This is a genomic window from Streptomyces sp. NBC_01477 (assembly GCF_036227245.1).
GTDB lineage: Bacteria > Actinomycetota > Actinomycetes > Streptomycetales > Streptomycetaceae > Actinacidiphila.
This window is the reverse complement of sequence record NZ_CP109445.1, coordinates 1,993,464-2,012,915: the sequence shown is the minus strand read 5'-3', so window position 1 is coordinate 2,012,915 and position 19,452 is coordinate 1,993,464. Positions and strand designations below refer to the sequence as shown.

The 19,452-nt window shown below is 74.1% G+C and carries 10 protein-coding genes and 2 pseudogenes; 8 read left to right on the top strand and 4 right to left on the bottom strand.

Translation table 11 applies throughout. The annotated features are described in order from the left end of the window. The first annotated feature begins 17 nt into the window (after nt 1-17). Both OHA86_RS07945 and OHA86_RS07940 read left to right on the top strand, forming a co-directional pair. On the top strand, nt 18-1,694 hold the full coding sequence (locus tag OHA86_RS07945; RefSeq protein WP_329173667.1) for an AMP-binding protein: 1,677 nt from the start codon (nt 18-20) through the stop codon (nt 1,692-1,694). Then, the gene (locus tag OHA86_RS07940) at nt 1,691-3,325 is read left to right on the top strand and encodes an AMP-binding protein (RefSeq protein ID WP_329173666.1); all 1,635 of its coding nucleotides are present in this window, start codon (nt 1,691-1,693) and stop codon (nt 3,323-3,325) included. Before OHA86_RS07945 ends, OHA86_RS07940 begins: the two co-directional genes overlap by 4 nt. Here OHA86_RS07940 and OHA86_RS07935 read toward each other — a convergent pair. From OHA86_RS07935 to OHA86_RS07920, 4 genes and pseudogenes are all read right to left on the bottom strand, one after another. Then, a pseudogene (locus tag OHA86_RS07935) lies at nt 3,309-3,527 on the bottom strand (glyoxylate carboligase); the annotation flags it as partial. The gene OHA86_RS07940 and the pseudogene OHA86_RS07935 sit on opposite strands and share 17 nt — an antisense overlap. Before the next feature lie 203 nt (nt 3,528-3,730). Further along, complete coding sequence (locus tag OHA86_RS07930; RefSeq protein WP_329173665.1) at nt 3,731-4,471, bottom strand: hypothetical protein; 741 nt, start codon at nt 4,469-4,471, stop codon at nt 3,731-3,733. Between the two features lie 160 nt (nt 4,472-4,631). Further along, nucleotides 4,632-5,528 carry a 2-hydroxy-3-oxopropionate reductase gene (locus OHA86_RS07925; RefSeq protein WP_329173663.1) on the bottom strand — a complete coding sequence of 299 codons (897 nt, stop codon included), beginning with the start codon at nt 5,526-5,528 and terminating at the stop codon, nt 4,632-4,634. A 375-nt stretch (nt 5,529-5,903) separates the two neighbouring features. Then, a pseudogene (locus tag OHA86_RS07920) lies at nt 5,904-6,502 on the bottom strand (TIM barrel protein); the annotation flags it as partial. Nucleotides 6,503-7,083: 581 nt separating this feature from the next. On the opposite strand from OHA86_RS07920, the gene OHA86_RS07915 reads away from it, so the two are divergent. The 6 genes from OHA86_RS07915 to OHA86_RS07890 all read left to right on the top strand — a co-directional run bounded on the left by OHA86_RS07915 (nt 7,084) and on the right by OHA86_RS07890 (nt 18,101). After that, complete coding sequence (locus tag OHA86_RS07915) at nt 7,084-8,142, top strand: AfsR/SARP family transcriptional regulator (protein ID WP_329173661.1); 1,059 nt, start codon at nt 7,084-7,086, stop codon at nt 8,140-8,142. 5 nt (nt 8,143-8,147) lie between these two features. Continuing rightward, nucleotides 8,148-10,424, top strand: a complete 2,277-nt coding sequence (locus OHA86_RS07910) for a TOMM precursor leader peptide-binding protein (RefSeq protein ID WP_329182276.1) — start codon at nt 8,148-8,150, stop codon at nt 10,422-10,424. Further along, nucleotides 10,421-12,379, top strand: a complete 1,959-nt coding sequence (locus OHA86_RS07905) for a TOMM precursor leader peptide-binding protein (RefSeq protein WP_329173659.1) — start codon at nt 10,421-10,423, stop codon at nt 12,377-12,379. The genes OHA86_RS07910 and OHA86_RS07905 overlap by 4 nt, the downstream gene beginning before the upstream one ends. A gap of 139 nt (nt 12,380-12,518) precedes the next feature. Further along, complete coding sequence (locus OHA86_RS07900) at nt 12,519-14,114, top strand: nitroreductase family protein (RefSeq protein ID WP_329173657.1); 1,596 nt, start codon at nt 12,519-12,521, stop codon at nt 14,112-14,114. Between the two features lie 70 nt (nt 14,115-14,184). Beyond that, on the top strand, nt 14,185-17,019 hold the full coding sequence (locus tag OHA86_RS07895; RefSeq protein WP_329173656.1) for a lantibiotic dehydratase: 2,835 nt from the start codon (nt 14,185-14,187) through the stop codon (nt 17,017-17,019). Beyond that, nucleotides 17,016-18,101 (top strand): lantibiotic dehydratase C-terminal domain-containing protein, encoded by a 1,086-nt coding sequence (locus OHA86_RS07890; protein ID WP_329173654.1) that lies wholly within the window; start codon nt 17,016-17,018, stop codon nt 18,099-18,101. Before OHA86_RS07895 ends, OHA86_RS07890 begins: the two co-directional genes overlap by 4 nt. The last annotated feature ends 1,351 nt before the right edge of the window (nt 18,102-19,452 follow it).

Here is a 19,452-nt window from a genome sequence, read left to right as displayed (position 1 = left end):
ATCCACGAGGAGGACACATGGCGGCATCGGACGCGACCGGGGCATTCCGGGCCGCCCGGGACTTCCTGCTGCGGCACCGCGAGGACTACACGGCGGCCCGCGACGGATTCCGCTGGCCGGAGCCCGCGCGCTTCAACTGGGCGCTGGACTGGTTCGACGTCATCGCCGCGGGCAACGACCGCCCGGCCCTGTGGATCGTCGAGGAGGACGGCGCCGAGTCGCTGATCTCCTTCCGTGAGATGTCCGACCGCTCCGACCGGGTCGCGTCCTGGCTGCGCGCCCGCGGGGTGCGGGCCGGCGACCGGGTGCTGCTGATGCTGGGCAACCAGGTCGAGCAGTGGGAGTCCGTGCTGGCGCTGATGAAGCTGCGGGCGGTGGCCATCCCGGCGACCCCGCTGCTGGGACCGGCCGACCTGCGCGACCGGATCGGCCGCGGGCGGGTCCGGCACGCGATCGTACGGGCCGCGGACACCGCCAAGTTCGCCGAGGTGCCGGGCGACTACACCCGGATCGCGGTCGGCGGCGGCGCGCAGCCGCCCTGGCTGGCCTACGAGGACGCGTACGCGGCACCGCCCGGCTTCACCCCGGACGGGCCGACCGCCGGGTCGGACCCGCTCATGCTCTACTTCACCTCCGGCACCACCGCCCGGCCCAAGCTGGTCGAACACACCCATCTGTCGTATCCGGTCGGGCACTTGGCCACGATGTACTGGATCGGGCTGCGGCCGGGCGATGTGCATCTGAACATCTCCTCGCCCGGCTGGGCCAAGCACGCCTGGTCGAGCCTCTTCGCGCCCTGGAATGCCGAGGCGACGGTCTTCGTGCACAACTACACGCGGTTCGACCCGGTGCGGCTGATGGCCGAGATGGACCGGTGCGGGGTGACCAGCTTCTGCGCCCCGCCCACCGTGTGGCGGATGCTGATCCAGGCCGACCTGAGCGCGCTCACCACCCCGCCGCGGGAGGTGGTCGCGGCCGGCGAACCGCTCAACCCCGAGGTGATCGAGCACGTACGGCGGCTGTGGGGCGTGCTGATCAGGGACGGCTTCGGGCAGACCGAGACCGCCGTCCAGGTCGCCAACAGCCCCGGCCAGCTGGTCAAGGCCGGCTCGATGGGGCGCCCCAACCCCGGCTACACGGTGACCCTGATCGACCCGGTGACCGGCGTGCCCGCCAACGAGGGCGAGATCTGCCTCGACCTGAGCAGCCGCCCGGTCGGCCTGATGACCGGCTACGCGGGCGACCCCGAGCGCACCGAGGAGGCGATGGGCGGCGGCTACTACCGCACCGGCGACATCGGCACCCGGGACGCCGACGGCTACATCACCTACGTGGGCCGCGCGGACGACGTCTTCAAGTCGAGCGACTACAAGATCAGCCCCTTCGAGCTGGAGAGCGCGCTGCTGGAGCACGAGGCCGTCGCCGAGGCGGCCGTGGTGCCCGCGCCCGACGATCTGCGGCTCGCGGTCCCCAAGGCGTACGTGGTGCTCGCCGCGGGCTGGGCGCCGGACGCCGTGACGGCCAAGGCGATCTTCGCCCACTCGCGCTCGGTGCTCGCGCCGTACAAGCGGATCAGACGGCTGGAATTCGCCCCGCTGCCCAAGACCGTGTCGGGCAAGATCCGCCGGATCGAGCTGCGCGAGGCGACGATGCACGACGGCAGCGACGAATTCCACGAGGAGGACTACCGGTGACCACAGCCGAACCCTCGTACGCGCACGGAACCGGGAGCACCCCCTTGCTGGGCGACACCATCGGCCGCAACCTCGACCGGGCGATCACCGCCCACCCCGACCGCGAGGCACTGGTCGACGTGCCGGGCGGGCGCCGCTGGACGTACGCCGAATTCGGCCGCGCGGTCGAGGAGGTGGCCCGCGGACTGGCCGCCCGCGGGGTGCGCAAGGGCGACCGGGTCGGGATATGGGCGGTCAACTGCGCGGAATGGGTGATGGTGCAGTACGCCACCGCCCGGCTCGGCGCGATCATGGTCAACGTCAACCCGGCCTACCGGCTGCACGAACTGGCCTACGCCCTGCGGCAGTCCGGCGTGTCGATGCTGATCGCCTCCACCGAGCACCACGGCAGCGACTACCGCGCGATGGCCGCCGAGGTCCGCGGCAGCTGCCCGGACCTGCGCGAGGTCGTGCACATCGGCGACCCGTCGTGGGACGAGCTGACCGCCGCGGGAACGGACCTCGACCAGGGGTATCTGGCGGCCGTCGAGACGACGTTGAGCTGCGACGACCCGGTCAACATCCAGTACACCTCGGGCACCACCGGCTTCCCCAAGGGCGCCACCCTCTCGCACCACAACATCCTCAACAACGGCTATTTCGTGGGCGGTACGGTCGGCTACAGCGAACAGGACCGGATCTGCCTGCCGGTGCCCTTCTACCACTGCTTCGGCATGGTGATGGGCAACCTGGGCGCCACCTCGCACGGCGCCTGCGTGGTGATCCCGGCCCCGTCCTTCGACCCGGCCGCCACCCTGCGCGCGGTCGAGCAGGAACGGTGCACCTCGCTCTACGGGGTCCCCACGATGTTCATCGCCGAACTCGGCCTGCCCGACTTCGCCGACTACGACCTCACGTCGCTGCGCACCGGCATCATGGCCGGGTCGCCGTGCCCGGGCGAGGTGATGAAGCGGGTGATGGCCGAGATGCACATGGCCGAGGTGTCCATCTGCTACGGGATGACCGAGACCTCGCCGGTGTCCACCCAGACCCGGCGCGACGACTCGATGGAGAACCGGACCGGCACCGTCGGCCAGGCCCTGCCGCACATCGAGGTCAAGGTGGTGGACCCGGCCTCGGGACTCACACTGCCGCGCGGCACAGCGGGTGAGCTGTGTACGCGCGGCTATTCGGTGATGCTGGGCTACTGGGACGAGCCGGACCGCACGGCGGAGGTGGTGGACGCCGGGAACTGGATGCACACCGGCGACCTCGCCATAATGCGCGACGACGGCTACGTGGCCATCGTCGGCCGGATCAAGGACATGATCATCAGGGGCGGTGAGAACGTCTATCCGCGGGAGATCGAGGAATTCCTCTACGGCCACCCCAAGGTGTCCGACGTGCAGGTGGTCGGGGTGCCCGACGAGAAGTACGGCGAACAGGTGCTGGCCTGCGTGATCCCGCGCGACCCGGCCGACCCGCCCACCCTGGACGACCTCGCCGGCTACTGCGAGGGCCGGCTCGCCCGCTTCAAGGTCCCCCGCCACCTGCGGATCCTGGACGCCTTCCCGATGACGGTCAGCGGCAAGGTGCGCAAGGTGGAGCTGCGGGCGGACTTCGCCCACGGGGACGTCACACCAGGGGTATGACCGCGGTCGGGGCGTGCCCCGGCTCGGTCGCCAGCTCCTCGAACTCCACCACGGCGGAGATGTCCGCGGTGGTGGACATCGGGATGTCGGTGACCCGCTCAAGGATCGCCTCGACCACCACCGGCACCCGGTACTCCGCCGCGAGCTCGCGCGCCCGCTCGAAGGCCGCGCCCAGCTCCCCGGGCTTGGTGACCCTAAGCGCCGCCTTCGACCCCGTCAACCCCCGGATCCACCCCCGCGGCAGAGGGCAAGCCCGAAGGGGCGCGGGGAACTGCGCGCTCAGCCACGGCGCCGCGGTGGGCAGGGGACGTACCGCAGGTGGCACTCACCCAGGGGCGCGGGAACAGCGCGGGGCAACCGCGACGGCGCGGCAGGCGGGGAGGGCGCCGCAAGGGGCAGGCGGGCTCAGCGCGTGGAAGGAGGGCCTGAACGAATCAGGACGTCCGCCGCCTCGTTGACCGGCTGCGGCGTCCCCGTGAGGTCCATGACGAACAGCGGCACACCCAGGTGGTCCGCCCGCAGCCGCGCGTCGTGCGCGTACCCCGCGAGCGAGAAGAACGCCCCCGCCGCGTCCTCGTTCGCGCAGTTGAGCCACAGGCACTCGACGTCCCGCACGGGAGTCGGCTGGGTGGTCGGGTCGACCTGGGCGACCAGGTCCTTGCCGCGCAGGTCGATGCCGTTGGCCGTACGGTCGCCGGCCAGGCGCACATCGGCGAAGCCGAGCCACTTCAGATACTGCGCCGCCGCTGTGAGCGCGTCCCGCCCGGTGCGGATGGTGACCGGGCGGAACGGCGGCCGGTCCGCCGGCGGCGGTACGGCCCCGCCCGGCGCGGGCGCGGCGGGCCAGGCGTGCGGCACGGGCAGCGGCCCCGGCTCGCCGGCCGCCTCGCCGTCCACCGGCAGCCGGATCAGCGCGCCGCACGTGCAGCCGAACTCCGGCTGCGGCCAGTGGCCGGTCCGCCCGCAGTCGGGGCAGCGCAGCCGTACCCAGGAGTCGTCCCACGAGCGGTGCATGACCTCCACCGGCAGCCCGCCGCGCAGCACCGGCAGGCAGAGCGGCGCCCCGCACGCACACGGGAAGGTCGGCGCGGTGTAGGTGTGGTCACGGCGGCAGGCCGGACAGCGCACCAGCACGCTCTCTGCCATGGGGTCACAACTTCCGGTCGGTGTCGTGACCCCATAGTGCAGGAAGTTCCCGCCCGCTGTAACCGGCGGCCGACAGCCCGTCACCCCTGCCCGCCCGGCGGTGCGTTCGGCGCGGCAGGACGGTCACGCACCGCCGGACGGTGTTCCGGGAGGGCGCCGATCAGACCTTGACCGGCAGCCCCGAGAGCCGCTCGACCCCGCGCAGCAGAGCCGAGTGGTCGAGCCCGCCGTCGCCCTGCGCCCGCAGTGACGCGACCAGGTCCGCCACCACGGAACCCACCGGCAGCGCGGCCCCGACCGTACGGGCGGCGTCGGTGACGATGCCCATGTCCTTGTGGTGCAGGTCGATACGGAAGCCGGGGGCGAACTCGCGGTCCAGGAAGTTGGCCTTCTTGCGGGTCAGCACGGTGGAGCCGGCGAGGCCGCCGCCGAGCACCTCAAGGGCGGCGGACAGGTCCACGCCGGACTTCTCCAGGAAGACCACGGCCTCGGCGCAGGCCTGGATGTTCACCGCGACGATCAGCTGGTTTGCCGCTTTGACCGTCTGGCCCGCGCCGTGCGGGCCGCACAGGACCACGGTCGTGCCCAGCGCGTCCAGGATCGGCCGCGCCTGCGCGAAGTCCTCGGCGTCACCGCCGACCATGATCGACAGCACCGCCTCGACGGCTCCCGCCTCGCCGCCGGAGACGGGGGCGTCCAGCACGCGGATCCCCTTGGCCGCGGCGGCCTTCGCGAGGTCGATCGAGGTCTGCGGGGTGATCGAGGAGGTGTCGATCAGCAGGGCGCCGCAGCGGGCGTGCGCGAGGATGCCGTGCTCGCCGTAGGCGACGGCCTCCACTTGGGGAGAGGCGGGCACCATCGTGATGATCACGTCGGCGTCCTCGACCGCCTCGCCGCCGGACCCCGCGGCGGTGCCGCCCCCGGCTTCCAACCGGGCCAGCTTTTCCGGCTCCAGGGTGTACCCGGTGACGTCGTAACCAGCGGCGATGAGGTTCTCCGACATGGGGGACCCCATGATCCCCGGGCCTTTCCAGGCGATTTTCGGCTTCGTGCGCATTTGCATCTCCTTATCGACGATTCCCCGCGGATGCCTCATGCGGTGTCCGGATCGTCCGCGCCCCCGTCCTGCCCGCCCACGCGGCCCACCGCCCCCTTGAGGGGGCCACCCCCGCGCCGGAGGGCTCCCCCTGCGGAGCGCGAGGACCGGGGCGCGCAACCACGACGACGCCGCCGCAGGCGCAACGTGACAGGAAGCGGCAACCCCCAGGGGCGCGAGGAACGGCGCGACGAGCCGCGGCGGCGCAGCAGGCGGAACGCCGCCGCAAGCGGCAACCGCAGGGGTGCGGGGAACCGCGCGCCCGGCCGCCGCGGCGCCGCGGACACGAACGCACCCCAAGCGGCGCCCCCAAAGAACAGGCGCAGAGCGCCGGGCTCACCGCAGCCAGGAGAAGCTGGCCGCGCTGCCGGCAGGCACCGGCTTGTGTTCGAGCCCGACGTACCCCCCGTAGCCGGCCCGGTCGAGCCGATCGAGCAGGTCGGACAGGGGCAACGCCCCTGTCCCCGGCGCCCCCCGGCCAGGAAGGTCGGCGATCTGGACATGCCCGACGCAGTCCGCGTGGCGGTCGATCACCGCGGCCAGAGCCGCCCCGCCCACCGCCAGGTGGTAGAGGCCGAGCAGGAAGCGCGCGTTCCCGAGCCCGCTGGCCTCGTTGACCCGCCGCACCGCCGCGACGCGGCCTCCGCGTCGACCAGCGGATACCGCGGCGACTCCACCGCGCTGAGCGCCTCGATCAGCAGCACCGCCCCGGCGCGGTCCGCGGCGGCCGCGGCCCGTACGAGATTGTCGAGCGCGAGCGCGTCCTGCTCGGCGGGGTCCATCCCGTCGACCCGGTTGCCGTACAGGGCGTTGAGTGCCGTGCAGCCCACGGACGCCGCGAAGTCCGCGGCGACCTCGATGTTGGCGCGAAAGCGCTCCGACCCGTCACCCGGCAGGGACAGCGCGCCGCGGTCGGGGCCGGGCAGCAGACCCGCCCGGGCGGCGCCCGGCGAGCGGCCCCGGTGTGGACCGCCGGCTTCCGCCGCAGCTCAGCGGCACGGTGCGCGCCCCCTCCGAATGGCCGCCGCCTATTCGCCCCGATCCGCGTGTGTCCTAAACCGCGGCCGGACCGCAGGTGGCTCGCGTAAAGCCGCCGGGTATTGGGTAGAGTTAACGCCGCTTTACACTCCGGTAATTTCTGCGGGATATGTCCGATTGCTCGCCTCCGTGTCCGACACATGCGGCCCGGTGTGTCCCGATTGCGGGCGGGAATTCGGCTTTGCGGTCGTGCGGGCGATGCCGATGGCATTGATGCTCCAGCGCCGGGCGGATTCTCTGGACAAGGTAAAGAGGCCTGCCGTACTGTCCTCCGTGACCGCAACCAGCCAAACCGACTGGGACTTCTACCGTTCACCCGCGCACACCCGCGGAGCGGCGGCGGCGGTCGACTCGGGGCTACGGGGATGGTGGATGGGTGGTCTTGTCCAACGCGCTCAAAAACAGTGCAGGATTACCATCGGAAAATGAAGGATCGCCGACGTCACCGGCGAACCACACACGTTTCACGGTGCTCGGAATGCTGGCCGTCGCTGACGGCAGCGAATCCGTGGTGCTTCAACCCTCGCGACCTGCGGCGTTGCTCGCCGCATTGCTGCTGAATGCCAACTCGGTCGTTTCCGTGGATTTCTTGCAGCGCGTCATCTGGGGTGAGGAAACACCCGCGCAGGGCAAGTCCGCACTGCACAGCTGTGTTCTGCGGCTGCGCCGGCTGTTCGGCAAATACGGCATCGCGGGCAATATGATCGAAGCGGTGCCCGGGGGTTACCGGCTGACCGCCGACGCGGCCACGCTCGACCTGGTCCGCTTCCGCGAACTGCTCGGCGCCGCCTACGCCACCGGGAAGCCGGAGGCCGAACTGCGGCTGCTGCGGGCGGCGCTCGAACTGTGGCAGCCGCCGCTGCTGGCCAATGTGCCCTCCGACCTGCTGCACCGCGACGAGCTGCCGAAGCTCCAGGAGGAGTGGCTGCGCGCGATCGAGAGGGTATTCGACCTCGAACTGGAGTGCGGCAGGCACCGCGAGGCGCTGACCGAGATCTGGCCGACCGCCCGCGCCTACCCGCTGCACGAGCGCTTCACCGAGCAGTTGATGGAAGCGCTCGACCGGACCGGCCGCCGGGCCGAGGCGCTGGCCGAATACCGGCGGCTCAAGACGCACCTTGCGCATGTGCTCGGTGTGGACCCCGGATCCGCCCTGCAACGGCTCGAACTGGCCATTCTGCGCGGCGAGTCGCACAGCGGCCAGGAGACCAGGCCGCCGCGCCAGCAGTCACCGCCGCCCGCCGCCGCGCCCGCGCACGGCGCCGACCCGGCGGTCGGCGAACCCGTGGACGGCGGACGCGTGCTGGACAGCCTGGTCGGCGCGGGCCTGCTCGAAGAGGGTCCGCGCGGGCTGTACCGGGTGCATGAACTCCTGCGGGTGTTCACCCGCGCCGCGGCGGCCCGCGGCGCCAGCGCCCCGGCCGCGGCACCGCCCCCGCCGGCTTCCCTGTCCGCGTCCGCGCCGGCCCGTACCGGACACACCACCACAGAACCGCAGCGGCCAGGCGCCGCAGGACTGCACCCCACGGAGGCGTGACTGACATGGTGTCCACTTACGACGAACTCGCAGGCACCCGGCCGCGGATCCGCCGGGACGTGCTCTACACCCAGACGCCCACCGGCGTGCACTTCCACAACGCGCGCGGCGGTTTCAGCGTCGTCATGCCGTCCGCCTACCGCTTCGCGACGCTCATGGTCCCGCATCTGACCGGCGATCACACGGTCGCCGCGCTCTGTGAGGGGCTCGGCGAGCGGCAGCGCGAGATGGTGGTCCGACTGGTCGGTACGCTCTACGCGCGTGGTTTCGCCCGGGACGCCGCTCCCGTGGACGCCGACGCCGAGCCGCTCGACCCCGCGGTGGCCGAGCGCTTCGCCGCGCAGGTCGACTACATCGACCACTACACCGACGGCTCCGTCGCCCGCTTCCAGCGCTTCCGGCAGACCCGGGTCGCCGTCGTCGGCGACGACGCGGTGGCGCGCTGGGCCGCGCTGAGCCTGATACGCAACGGCTGCGCGGCCGTCGCCGTACCGCACTCCATCGACCGCCCGGGCAACGGCTTCGCCGACGTCACCGACGAGGCGGCGGCGCTGCGGGACGCGGGCTGCCCGGCCGAGGTCGCCCTGCTGGAGGCCACCGCGGGCGCCGACCAGGCCGCGTACGGCTGGGACGACCTCGACGGCTACGACATGGTGCTGGTGACCGGCGCCCACGCCCCCCGGCGGCTCGCCGCGCTGCTCGACGCCGGCATACCGGCCGGGCGGCTGCTGCTGCCCGCCTGGCCCTTCGGCGACTCCGTGGTGATCGGCCCGCTGATGTCCCGTGGCGCCGCGGGCTGCTGGACCTGCGCGGCGCTGCGGCTCGGGACGAACGGCGAGGCGGGCGCCGCCGCCGACGTGTGGAGCGCGATGGCCCCCGGCGGCCCGCGCGACCCGGCCGCCCCCGCGGTCGGCGGCCCGCTCGCGGCGATGATCGGCAACCTCCTCGGTTACGAGGTCTTCCGCCGCACGACCGGTGTGCTGCCCGCGGAGACCGAGAACCAGCTGCTCATCCAGCACACCGACTCCCTCGACACCACGGCCGAGCCGCTGCTGCCGCACCCGCGCTGCCCGCACTGCGCCAGCGCCCCGGAGACGCCGGAGCCGGCCGTGCTGCTGGCCGACCTGCCGCCCCTCGGGCAGGCCGGCGAGCCGGTGGCGGGCGCGGTCTCGCCGCTCGGCGGGCCTGTCGGGGACGGCGCAGGGGAGGAGGACGCCGCTCAGGCCGCGCTCGCCGAGATCTCCGGGCGATCGGCGCTGGTGCAGGCGCAGACCGGGGTCTTCGCCGCGTACGCCGACGAGGACTGGGCGCAGACGCCGCTCAAGGTCAGCACGGTGGTGCTCGGCACCGGGCACCGGGTGCGGCGCGAGATCACCGCCTTCGACGTCCACCATGTGGCCGGGGCGCGGCTGCGGGCGCTGCTGCGCGCCTCCGAGGTCTACGCCGAGCGCGTGGTGCCGGTCCAGCAGGCGCTGTCCGGCGCGGAGTTGGAGGCGGCCCGCGGGAAGTGGCGGACGGTCGGACCGGCGGAACTGAGTATCGCGTCGGGGCTCGGCACACCGGCCGCGCTGATCCCGCGCTGGTGCCCGGTGACGTCGCTGCTGAGCGGCGAGACGCTGCTGGTGCCCGCGGCGGCGCTGCGGCCGTTCGGCGCCGACAACCAGGGCCGCGTCGTCGAGCCGACCTCGGCGGGCACAGGAGCGGGTACGACCCCGGCCGCCGCGGTGGCCCGCGGCCTGCGGACCGCGCTCGCCCACGACGCGCTGCGCCGGGCGCTCGGCGGCTCGGCCGCCGTCGCCCGCATCGCGCCGGCCGCGCTGGACGGCGACGACGCCGAGATCACGTTCCTGCTGCGCTCGGCCGCGGGGCTCGGCGCGGAGCTGGAGATCCTGGACCTGGCCGGCGGCCCGGGGGAGCGCGCCCTGCCGGTCGTCCTGGCCAGGGCCGCCGACCCGGCGACGGGCCGGCCGCGCTGGGCCGTCGCCGCGGGCCTGCGCCGCCGCGACGCCGTGCTCACCGCGGTACGGGACCTGCTCGGCGCCGTGCAGACCGGCGGCGAACCCGACCTCGGCGACGCCCTCCTGGCCGACCTCGACCCGGCCGCCCTCGTACCGGCCGGCGAGGCGCCCGCCGCCGCGGACACCGACTGGCCCGCGGTCGCCGCGGCCCTGCGCGCGGCCGGCCGCGACGCTCTGACGGCCCCGGCCCACACCCCCGACCTGGCCGCGGGCCGCATCCACACCGCCCGCGTCCTGCTCACCACCCCCGAGGCCCGCCAGTGACCACCGCCCCCCCAGTGGACGCCGCCGCGCGCCCCGCCGGATTCCACGGCCCGCTCGGGGAGGCCTGCGCCCGGCTGGCCGAGCGGCTCGCCGTGAGCCTGCGCGGGCTCACCGGCGGCAGCGCCGGTGACGTCGTCGTCGGAGCGCTCGGTGTGCGGGACGAACTGGCCGTCGTTGACGGCGAGGACGTGCCGCACGGCACGGTCGGGGTCCACCGCTACGGGCACCTGGTCCTCGTCGGGCCGTTCGCCCCCGACGGTGCCGCCGGCTGCCCCCGGTGCCTGGCGCGCCGCTGGCAAGGCGTGCGGTCGCGGGCGCTGCGGGAGGCGCTGGAGACGGGGGCCGGGACGCGGGCGGCGGGGCCGGGCGCGGGCGACCCGGCGTTCGGGGTGGACGCCGTCGCCGCGCTGATCGCGGCCCACCGGGCACGGCCCGGCGGTGACGGACGGCTGCCGTACGCCTTCCTGGTGGACGCCGAGACGCTGCGCGTGACCCGCTTCGCCTTCGTGCCGGACGCCGAGTGCCCGCGCTGCGGGGTACGGCCCGCGGACACCGCGGACGGCGCGCGGATCGACTTCGCGCCCGCCCCGAAACCCGCCCCCGACGTCTTCCGGCTGCGGCCCGCCGACGACTACGACGTGCCCTTCGAGGCGTTCGTCAACCCGGCGGCCGGCATGCTCGGGCCGTCCGTCGTGCCGGACCTGATCTCGGCGTCCACGTCCTCGACCGTCGGGTCGTTCCTGCTGCGCTCCGGCGACTACCTGCGCGAGTGCTTCTGGGGCGGGCACACCCCGCGCTACCGCTCCAGCGAGCGCGTCGGGCTGCTCGAAGGGCTTGAGCGCTTCGCCGGCATGCGCCCGCGCGGCAAGCGCACCGCCGTGACGGCCGCGTACGACGAACTCGCCGGCGGCGAGCCGGTGCTCGACCCGCGCGCCTGCGGGCTGTACTCCGACGACTTCCACCGGGCCGAGCCCGGTGTGCGGCCCTTCGACCCGGGCCGGCCGATCCCCTGGGTGTGGGGCTGGTCGCTGCGCGACCAGCAGCCGCTGCTCGTACCGGAGATCCTGGCCTACTACCACGCGCCCGGCGGACTCGAACACCGGTTCGTGCAGGAGAGCTCCAACGGCTGCGCGTCCGGCGGCAGTCTGGCCGAGGCCGTCTACTACGGCCTGATGGAGGTCGTCGAGCGCGACGCCTTCCTGCTCGCCTGGTACGGCAGGGCGCCGCTGCCCGAGATCGACGTCACCGGGACCCGCAGCGCGCAGACCCGCGCGATGATCGACCGGCTCGCGATGTACGGCTACCGCGCCCGCTTCTTCGACACCCGGATCACCTTCCCGGTCCCCGTGGTCACCGCGGTGGCCGAGCGGACCGACGGCGGCCTCGGCCGGCTGTGCTTCGGGGCAGGTGCCGGGCTCGACCCGGAGGCGGCGCTCTCGGCCGGGCTGTGCGAGATCGCCACCGACGCGGTCAACCTGCGCCGCAGGACCGCCCGCGATCAGGCCCGGCTGCGCGCCCTGGCCGCCGACTTCGACCGGGTCCAGGTGCTGCACGACCACCCGCTGCTCTACGGCCTTCCCGACATGGCCGTGCACGCCGACTTCCTGCTGCGCGGCGACCGCCCGGCCGTGGCGCTGGCCGACCTCCCGGCGACAGGACCCGGGGTGCTGCCGCCCGGTGACGACCTCGGCGACGACGTCGCGGCCTGCGTCGCGGCGGTCGCGAAGGCCGGCTTCGACGTCGTCGTCATCGACCAGACCATGCCCGAGCAGCGCGAACTCGGCTTCCACACCGCCGGGGTGATCGTGCCGGGCCTGCTGCCCATCGACTTCGGCTGGCGTCGGCAGCGCGCCCGCCACCTGCCCAGGACCCGCACCGCACTGCGTGAAGCGGGCCTGTACGACCACGACCTGACCGCCGCCGACCTCAACCAGGCCCCGCACCCCTTCCCTTGAGCGGCACGCGGCCGCACGTCCGAGCCGCGGGGCCGCCCGGAGCCCCGCCGAGCCGCGAAGCACCGCCGCACCCGCACAGCACCGCCGACAGCCCCGCCGCACCCGCACCGCGCCGAGCCCGCACAGAGAGGAAACGCCCGTGGGATTCGCCCATGAGTACGCGACCGCCATCGTCCGGCGGGGCAGGTATCCCATGGAACCGGCCGACTTCGTGCCCGACTGGGCCGACCGGCCGCGCAAGGGCAAGCACTTCCCCGGCGCCGAGTCCTTCCCGCTGCCGCCGGCCCCCCGCAGCCCGGCGGGCGACGAAGCCACCGTGCAGCGCGGCCTGTTCGGGCCGCCCGGCACCGGCGCCTTCACGCTGCCGCTGCTCGCCGGGATGCTCCAGGAGTCCTACGGACTGGTCGGCCGCAGGCTCGCCGTCCAGGCCAACTCCGACCTCGGCACACTGCCGATGTACACCCAGGCCAACTGGTCGCGCGGCAGCGCGTCGGGCGGCGGCCTCTACCCGGTCGGCGTGCACTGGGTGGCCGGCCCCTCGGGCCCGCTCACCCCGGGCGTGTACTACTACTCCACGCCCCACCACGACCTGCGGCGGCTGCTCGCCGGCGACGTCACCGCCGAGGTCCGCGCGGCGGCGGGCGACGGATTCGCGGACCACGACCAGTTCCTGGTCCTCGGCGTGCGCTTCTGGCAGAACGCCTTCAAATACAACAGCTTCAGCTACCACGTCGTGACGATGGACACCGGCGCCCTGCTCCAGACCTGGCGGATCTGGGCCAGGGCGCGCGGGCTGCACATCGGCCCGGCCCTGTGGTTCGACGAGGCCAGGCTCGGCAGGCTGCTGGGGCTCGACGAGGACGAGGAGGGCGTCTTCGCGGTGGTCCCGCTCAGCTGGGACCGCGGCCGGACCCCACCGCCCGCGCCCGCCGCCGCGCCCGTACCGCCCCGCGTCCGGTACGCCGACCAGGAGCGGTCCCGGACGACCATGACCTTCGAGACCGTACGCCGCATGCACGCCGCGACGCTCGACGGCGCCGCGGACCGGCCGCCCGCCGGGGCGCTGGACGGCGCGCTCGCGCTGCCGGTGCCCGAGGGCGGCGAGCGGACCGCGCTGCCCGCGCCGCGGGCGCTCGACACCCCGGTGAGCACCGCGCTGCGGGCCAGGCGCAGCAGCTTCGGCCGCTTCCAGGCGACGGCACCGCTGGCGGCGGACGCGCTGGCGACCGTCCTGGCCGCCGTCGACGCGGCGGGCACCCTCGACAGCGACACCGAGACACCGGGCGCCGGGCCGCTCAGCCGGGCCTACGTCTTCGTCAACCACGTGGCGGGCGTCGAGCCGGGCAGCTACCTGTACGACCGTACGGACGGCTCGCTGCGGCTGGTCACGGCGGGCGCGCCGGGGGAATTCCTCCAGCGCAACTACTTCCTGGCCAACTACAACCTGGAGCAGGCGGCGGCCGTCATCGTGCCCGTGGCCCGTACGACCGCCGTGCTCGACGCCGTGGGCGGCCGGGGATACCGCCTGGTCAACGCGGTGATCGGCGGCATATCGCAGGCCGTCTACACCGCCTCGGCCGCCGCGGGCCTGTCCTGCGGGGTCGCGCTCGGCTTCGACGCGATCTCCTTCACCGAGGAGCTGGACCTCGACGCGACCGGCGAGGTGCCGCTGCTGATCATGATGATCGGCCACGAGCGGCCCCGCCCCGCCGACTTCCGCTACGACCTCGCCTGAGCGCCCGGCCCGCCCCGGGCCGCCGCGAACACCCGATGCACGCACGGATCCAAGGACAGAAAGGAGCGGCATGAGCGTCAACGCCGCCGCGCCGGACACGGGGGACAGCCCGCGGAGCTGGCTGCTGCACCGCCGCTTCATGCTGCGGGTGGCGGGGCTGCCGGTGGAGGCCGTGCACCGGCTGCGCAGCCCCGGCGCCCGGCACTGGGCCGACCAGGTGCTGGCAGCCGAGCAGCGACTCGCCTCGATCGGGGCCGAGTTGAGCGACCCGCTGACCGTGCTGGTCAAGGCCACCGAGGACGAGGCGGACCGCCGCGCGGTGCTCGCGCTGCGCCGCCAGGTCTTCAACGACCGGCTGCCCCGCGACCCCGACGCCGTCCGCCGGCTCGCCGCCGGGCTCGGCGGCGGCACCGGCGACCTGCTCGCCGGCTGGCTCGACGCCCGGCTGCGGCTGGAGGAACTGCGGGGTGCGGGCGGCCCGTTGCTCGACCGCGAACTCGCCGCGAGCCGGGCCGAGCTGCGCGGGCTCGCCGCCGAGGACCGGCTGCGGCTCGCCCTCGCGCTGGCCTCGCCGACCCTCGACGGGCAGCTCGACGCCTTCATCGCCGACCGGGCGCCCGTACCGGACAAGCGGGCCAGGAAGAAGGAGCGCTCGCTGCTGGCGTACCTCTACCGCACCGCCTGCAAGACCAGCCCGTTCAGCACCTTCACCGCCGTCGCCGAGGGCACCTTCGGCGACACCGGACCCGAGGTGCGCACCGGCGAGGGCTGGACCAGCCACCCGCGGCTCAATGTCGTGGTCCTGGCCAGGCTCGCCGAACTGATCGCCGCCGACAGCGCCCGCCGCGACGACCTGCCGGTCACCCTGTCGGCCGGCTGGGAGCTGGACGAGGACCGCATCCGCTACGTCCGCCGCTCGGTCACCGCGGGCGACGACAGTGCCGCGGTGAGCTTCGACGCGGCCCACGACCGGCTGTTCTTCCTCCGCAACAGCGGCACCCTGGAACGGATGACGGCGCTCTTCCGCGAGCGGCACCGGCTGCGCTACGCCGAGTTGACGAGCTGGCTGACCACCGAGACCGCGGCCACCGGCGAGCAGGCCGCCCACTACGCCGCCACCCTGCTCGACCTGGGCATCCTGCAGATGACAGGGCTCGCCACCGACGTCCACACCGCCGATCCGCTGCGGTCCTTCCGCGGCGCCCTGCGCGCCCTGGACCGCCGCTGGGCCGACGACGTCGCGGACCGCCTCGAAGGCCCCGCCGCATGCGTCGACCGCTACCGCGACGCCGATGTCGCCACCCGCCGCGCGCTGCTGGTCCGGCTGCGCCGCGACCTGCTCGCGCTCCAGGGCGACCTCGGCGCGGCCGACCCGTCGCTGCCGCAGACGCTGCTCTACGAGGACGTCCGCGAGGAGCCGGTCGCGGCCGACCTGGCCGAGTGGACGGAGCTGGCGGCGGCCCCGCTGCACGCGCTCACCGGCATGATGCCCGCCTTCGACGTGGCACTGCCGCAGCGGCTCACCCTCAAGGGCTTCTTCCTGGCCCGCTACGGGCGCGGCGGACGCTGCGAGGACCTGCTGCGGCTCGTCCACGACTTCCACGAGGACATCTTCACGCAGTACCTGCAGTTCACCTCGCTCAAGTCGCCCTTCGCGGCGGACGGCAGCCCCGCGCCCGAGGAGAACTGGCTCGGCATGCCGGAGGTCACCGCCCTCGACGCCGCCCGCGCCGAATTCACCCGGCGGATGCGCGAGAGCTGGGCCGCGCACCCCGACGGCGCCGAGGAACTGCGGCTCGGCGAGGACACGGTCACCGCGGTGACCGGCGAACTCGCCCCGCTCGGCGCCTCCTTCGCCCCGCACAGCCACTTCCTCCAGCTCGCCCGCCGCACCGGCGACCCGCTGGTGGTGCTCAACAACTCCTACGGCGGCCTGTCCTTCCCCTTCACCCGCTTCACGCACTGCTTCGACGAGGGCCAGCACGCGGACGGCACAGGGCAGGACGGCACAGGGCAGGACGGCACGGGGCAGGACGGCGCAGGGCAGGACGGCGGCCTGACCGGGCGGCTGCGCGAGACGCTGCGCGGCTGGCAGCCGCCCGGCGCGGTCTTCGCCGAGATCACCGCGGGCTCCGCCACCACCAACCTCAACCTGCACGGCCGGCTCACCGACTACGAGATCGTCTGCCCCGGCGAGAGCAGCACCGCCCCCGCCGAGGCCAGGATCGACCTGGACGACCTCTACGCCGAGCACGACGAGGACGCCGACCGGCTGGTGCTGCGCTCCCGCCGGCTGGACCGCGAGGTCGTACCGCTCTACCTGGGCTATCTGGTGCCGATGGTGCTGCCCGAGGTGCCGCGTACGCTGCTGCTGCTCTCGCCGACCTCCCGCGCGTCCTTCGACGTGTGGCGCGGCGTCCCCGAGGCGCCCGGGCGGGACGGGGTCACCGCCAGGCCCCGGGTCCGCTACCGCAGCCTGGTGCTGCACCGCAGGTCCTGGACGGCCGCGCCGGGCGCCCTGCCGGTGCGCGAACCCGGCATGGACGACGCCGGCTTCTACCTGCGCTGGCAGCGCTGGCGCCGCGACCACGGGCTGCCCGACCGGGTGTTCGCCACCCTGCACGAGCAGCGCGAGGACGGCGCGGGCGGTTTCGGCGCGGTCTTCGGCGGGTCCAAGCCCCAATACGTCGACTTCGACAGCCCGCTGTCGCTGATCGCCCTCGACGCGCTGACCGGCGGCGGCCGGACCAGGACGGTCTTCGAGGAGATGCTGCCGGGCGAGGACGAGCTGCATGTGCGCTCCCCGCGCGGCCACCACGTCGCCGAGCTGGCCGTGGAAATCGTCCCCCGCGCGGCGGCCCCCGCCGCCGCGGCCCGGCCAGGAAGGCAGGACAGCGCCGTATGACCACCCCAGAGGCGGCCACCGCCACCGCACCCGCCGCCCACGCCCCCGACGCCGGGACCCGCGGCGACTGGCAGGCCTTCCACGTCTTCTACGCCGCCAGCCCCCGTCCCTTCCTGCTGCGCTGCGTCCGCCCGCTGGTCGCGGAACTCACCGGCGAAGGCCTGCTCAGCGGCTGGTTCTTCATCAACTACTGGCTCGAAGGCCCGCACATCCGGCTGCGGCTGCGCCCCTCCTCACCGGCCGCGTCCGCCGAGGTCGCGGCGCGCGCCGGCCGCGCGATCGAGGCCTTCCTGCGCGAGCGCCCCGCGCTCTACGAGGTCAAGGGCGGCTTCCTCGCGGACCTCTACAACACCCTGTTCGAGCTGGAGTTCCCCGGCGGCGAGCGCAACGGCCTGGTCGACGAGGACGGCCACATGAAGCTGCGGCCCAACAACACCTTCAGCCCCGAGCCCTACGAGCCCGAGTACGGCAAATACGGCGGCCCTGCCGGGGTCGAGCTGGCCGAGTGGCACTTCCAGCGCTCCAGCGAGCTGGTCTCCGGCGCGCTCGGCACCATGAACCTGCACCTGCGAACCGTACTGCTCGGCGTGTCCGCCCAGTTGATGATGACCATGTCGGGCTGCCTGCTGCGGGAGGAGGCCGCGCTGCTGGAATTCCTCGACCGCTACCACGACTTTTGGAACTCGGCCTTCTCCACCACCAATTACACCGCCCAGGACGGCTACGACCGCGCCTACGGCACCATGGACGCGCTGCCCGCCCGCTTCCAGCAGATCCGCGCCGCCGTCGCCGAGCCCGCCCCCGAGCGGCTGCCGAGCTTCCTCGGCGGCTGGGCGGAGCACTGCCTCGACCTGCGCGAACGGGTCGTGGCGCTGGCCCGCGGCGGCGACCTGGTCTTCCGGTCCTGGGACGGCACCCGCGACCTGCCGGTCACCGACCCCGACCAGGCGCTGCCGATGCTGCTGTCGCCGTACATGCATATGACCAACAACCGGCTGTCGGTCACCGTCCGCGACGAGGCCTTCCTGTCGTACGTGCTGGCCCGCGCGCTGCGCGAGCCCCGCCCCACGGCGGCGCCATGACCACCGGCGGCCTGCTCGACCTACGGCCCGCGCTGCGGCCCGGCATCCTCGTCGGCCCCGCCCTGATGCGCGGCCCCACCGTGGTCCACCTGCTCAAGGACCCGGTCACCGGGGTGCGGATGGAGGTCGGCGCCAAGGAGCACTTCATCATCGCCCGGCTCGACGGCAGCCGCTCGCTCGCCGAGATCGGCGCGGAATACGCGGGCCACTTCGGGGCCCGGCTCGGCGACGCGCAATGGCAGCAGATGCTGCGGCTGCTCTCCACCCGCCAACTGCTCGACGGCGGGCGCCCGGTCACCGCCGCCCCCGCCGCCGTCGACCGACCGGCCGGGAAGCCGCGCCTGATGAGCGGCAGGACCCGGATGGTCGCCGACGCGCCCGCGCTCATGGACCGGCTGCACGACGCCACCGCCTTCGCGCGCCGGCCAGGTGTCCTGGTCCCGCTGCTGGTGCTGGCCGCCGCGGTGCCGGTCGCGGTGGCCGTGAAGCTCGGCGAACTGGCCGACCAGACGCAGCGGCTGTACCACCAGCCGGTCACCCTCGCCGCCGTCGGCTGCGTGCTGTGGGTCAGCCTCGGCCTGCACGAACTGGCCCACGGCCTGGTCGCGCGGGCATACGGGCTGCGGGTCGGCGAGATCGGCCTGCAGCGCTTCTGGGGCGTGATGACGTATCTCTACTGCGAGGTCGAGGACGTGCAGTTCCTCGACCGGCGCGGCAGGCAGGTGGCCGTGGCCGTGGCGGGCGCGGTGATGAACCTGCTCTTCCTGCTGCCCTTCTGGCCGGTGTGGGCGCTGCTGCCGGACTCCGCGCAGGCGCTGCCCGCGCTCGGCGGCCTGCTGCTGCTCGGCACCGCCATGGCACTGCTCAACCTGGTGCCGCTGCCGCCGCTCGACGGCTACAAGATCCTCGGCTACGGGCTGGGCACCCTGCGGCTGGCCACCGAGAGCCGCACCTTCCTCACGGTGGCGGCCGGCTCGCTGCGCCGCACCCCGGACGGCGCCCGTACCCGGCTGCGCCGCTACCCCGGCAGGCTGCGCGCCGTCTACGGCGGATTCGCCCTCTGCTGCGCGCTGCTGGCCGCGGCGGTACTGGCCGGCGCGGGCCTGCTGTGCCGGGCCGCGCTGCCCGCCCGCTACGGCTCCTGGACCTGCTACCTGCCGCTGGCCCTGATCGCCGCGGCCCTGGTCCTGCGGCTGCTCGGCCTGCGCGCCGCGGCCCTGCGCGGGCGCAAGGCGGCGCGCAAGGCGGCGCGGACCGTACCGGGAACCGCCCAGGGCGCGCCCGCGGCGGACACCCACGAGCGGCAGGTGCCGCGAACCACCCCGGCCGTACGGCAGCCGGGCACCTCACC

Bases quoted from the DNA above. Each gene is read 5' to 3' on its own strand.
- OHA86_RS07945 (WP_329173667.1), top strand. From the start codon at position 18: ATGGCGGCATCGGACGCGACCGGGGCATTCCGGGCCGCCCGGGACTTC.
- OHA86_RS07930 (WP_329173665.1), bottom strand. From the start codon at position 4,471: ATGGCAGAGAGCGTGCTGGTGCGCTGTCCGGCCTGCCGCCGTGACCAC.
- OHA86_RS07925 (WP_329173663.1), bottom strand. From the start codon at position 5,528: ATGCGCACGAAGCCGAAAATCGCCTGGAAAGGCCCGGGGATCATGGGG.
- OHA86_RS07915 (WP_329173661.1), top strand. From the start codon at position 7,084: ATGCTGGCCGTCGCTGACGGCAGCGAATCCGTGGTGCTTCAACCCTCG.
- OHA86_RS07910 (WP_329182276.1), top strand. From the start codon at position 8,148: ATGGTGTCCACTTACGACGAACTCGCAGGCACCCGGCCGCGGATCCGC.
- OHA86_RS07895 (WP_329173656.1), top strand. From the start codon at position 14,185: ATGAGCGTCAACGCCGCCGCGCCGGACACGGGGGACAGCCCGCGGAGC.
- OHA86_RS07890 (WP_329173654.1), top strand. From the start codon at position 17,016: ATGACCACCCCAGAGGCGGCCACCGCCACCGCACCCGCCGCCCACGCC.